Annotated in this window: 1 protein-coding gene and 1 pseudogene; one reads left to right on the forward strand and one right to left on the reverse strand. The window is 75.1% G+C overall.

Translation table 11 applies throughout. The annotated features are described in order from the left end of the window. Positions 1-982, forward strand: a 982-nt coding sequence (locus tag AB0J04_RS45905; RefSeq protein WP_363174689.1) for a glycosyltransferase 87 family protein, incomplete at its 5' end; no start/stop codon positions are given. A 35-nt stretch (positions 983-1,017) separates the two neighbouring features. Here the strand turns inward: AB0J04_RS45905 and AB0J04_RS45910 are convergent. Beyond that, positions 1,018-1,935, reverse strand: a pseudogene (locus tag AB0J04_RS45910) (serine hydrolase); the annotation flags it as partial. Between the last annotated feature and the right edge of the window lie 212 nt (positions 1,936-2,147).

A 2,147-nucleotide genomic window follows, 5' to 3' on the forward strand; every position in this document is an offset into this window, starting at 1 on the left:
CGCCGTGCCGGCTGGGCGAACGTTGCCTGCCGCGGCAGTGGCGACCGGCCGGACCCGCTGTGCCGGGATCGGCATCGGCCTGGCCGCGGCGATCAAGCTCACGCCCGCGCTCTTCATCGGCCTGCTGCTGATCACCGGCCGTCGGCGCGCGGCCGCCGTGGCCACGGCCGTGGCGGCCGCGGCCACCGGGCTCGCGGCGGTGGTCGCCCCGGACGCCTCGCGCTTCTACTGGACGCAGGCCATGTGGGACACGAACCGGGTGGGCCGGCTCGACTACGTCTCGAACCAGTCGCTCCAGGGCGTCCTGGCCCGGCTGGGCGTGGAGAGCCGGGCCGTCTGGGCGGTGCTGGTCCTGGTGGTGCTGTGCTGGTGGGCGTGGCGGGCCCGGCGGGCCGCGGCCGCGGGGGAGTGGCTCACCGCCTTCGCCCTCACCGGCCTCACCGCCTGCCTGGTCAGCCCGGTCACCTGGGTGCACCACCTGGTCTGGCTGCTGCCGTCGTTCGGCGTGCTGATCCGCGCGGGGCGCCCACGGGGCGCGGGCGCCCTGTACGCGGTGCTGTGCACCAGCGTGGTGTGGCTGTGGTTCGACGACGCGTCGGGCGTCGACGGCTTCCTCGGCAGCAACGTCTACACCTGGATCACGCTGGGCCTGCTGGTGTGGCTGCCGGTCGGTCAGCTTCCCGAGGGCCGGCGGACGACGAGCCGCAGCACCAGCGCCATGAAGGCCCCGCCCAGTGCGGCGGCGCCCGCGATGAGCGCCCCCGCCGACCAGTCGGGAGCGCCTGCGACGGAGACCGCGGCGGCCTTGGCGGGCACCGCCGCGGAGCTAGCACCGGGCTCCGCGGCCGGCTCCGCGGCCGTTTCCGGTCCTGGCTGGGGACGCGGGCGCGGGCGGGCCCGCAGCGCGTCCAGCGAGCCCACCGGATCGACCCGCCCGGCGGCCTCGAACCCCCAGTCCAGCAGGTCGCGCGCCTCCTCGTAGACGGCGTGGCCGCCGCCCGCCTGAGGGTTCATCACCGTCACGACGAGGGTGCGCCCGTCCCGCCGGGCGGCGGCGACCAGGGTGTTGCCGGCGTTGCTGGTGTAGCCGTTCTTGATCCCGATCAACCCCGGGTACGGCTCGACGCCGTCCGCCCCGGTCAGCAGCCGGTTGGTGTTCGCGATCTCGTACGACCCGCGCCCGTCGCCCGGGAACCAGGACTCCACGGTGGCGCAGTACCGCGCGAAGTCCGGGTTGCGCAGCCCCGCCCGCCCGAACACCGCGAGGTCGTAGGCCGACGACACCTGGCCCGGGGCGTCGTACCCGTCCGGGGACAGCACATGGGTGTCCAGGGCGCCCAGGGACCGGGCCTCGGCCTGCATCCGGGCGGCCGCGGCGTCCCAGCCGCCGCTGAGCGCCGCCAGGACGTGCACGGCGTCGTTGCCGGAGTTGAGGAACACCCCGCGCCACAGGTCGGCGACCTCGTACGTGCGCCCTTCGGCGACCCCGACGAGGCTGCTGCCGGGACCGATGCCCAGCAGTTCCTCCTCGCTCACCGTGTGCCGGATCCCGGCGGGCAGGACCGGCAGCACCGTGAGGGCGAACAGGGTCTTCAGAGTGCTGGCCGGGGGCAGCCTGCGGTGCGCGTTGGACGCGGCGAGCACCTCGCCGGTCTGCGCGTCGGCCACCAGCCAGGACAGCGCGGAGACGTCCGGGACGTCGGGGGCGTTCCGGTGGGACCGGACCAGTGTGCCGGAGCGGTACAGCAGCGACGGCCGCGGCACGGTCACCCGTGGCTCGGCCGTCTGCGGCCCGCCGGTTCCGCCGGGTGCTCCGGGTGCTCCGGGGTCGGCGCCGGCCGGGGCCACGGCAGCGGCCGGACCGAGGGCGAGGGCGCCCGCCACACAGAACGCGCAGGCCGTCACAGCGACCCGGGAAGAGAATCCGATCGTCATACGATCAACGTAGGAATGATCCGGGCCTTCCCCGTGCTGCCCGTGCCGGACGCGCACCCGTGAGCACCCGGATGCCGCACGCTCGGGATCCGTTCCGCATCGGTCCCCGTCCGTCGCGGACTAGGGGGCTTCTGATGGATCTCCGCGGCGTCGCGACGCCCGGCACGCACTCTCGCCGCACCGGGCGAAAGCCCTAGTAGCTCCGCTACGAG

Source organism: Streptomyces sp. NPDC050263, from assembly GCF_040655955.1.
Taxonomy (GTDB): Bacteria; Actinomycetota; Actinomycetes; order Streptomycetales; family Streptomycetaceae; genus Streptomyces.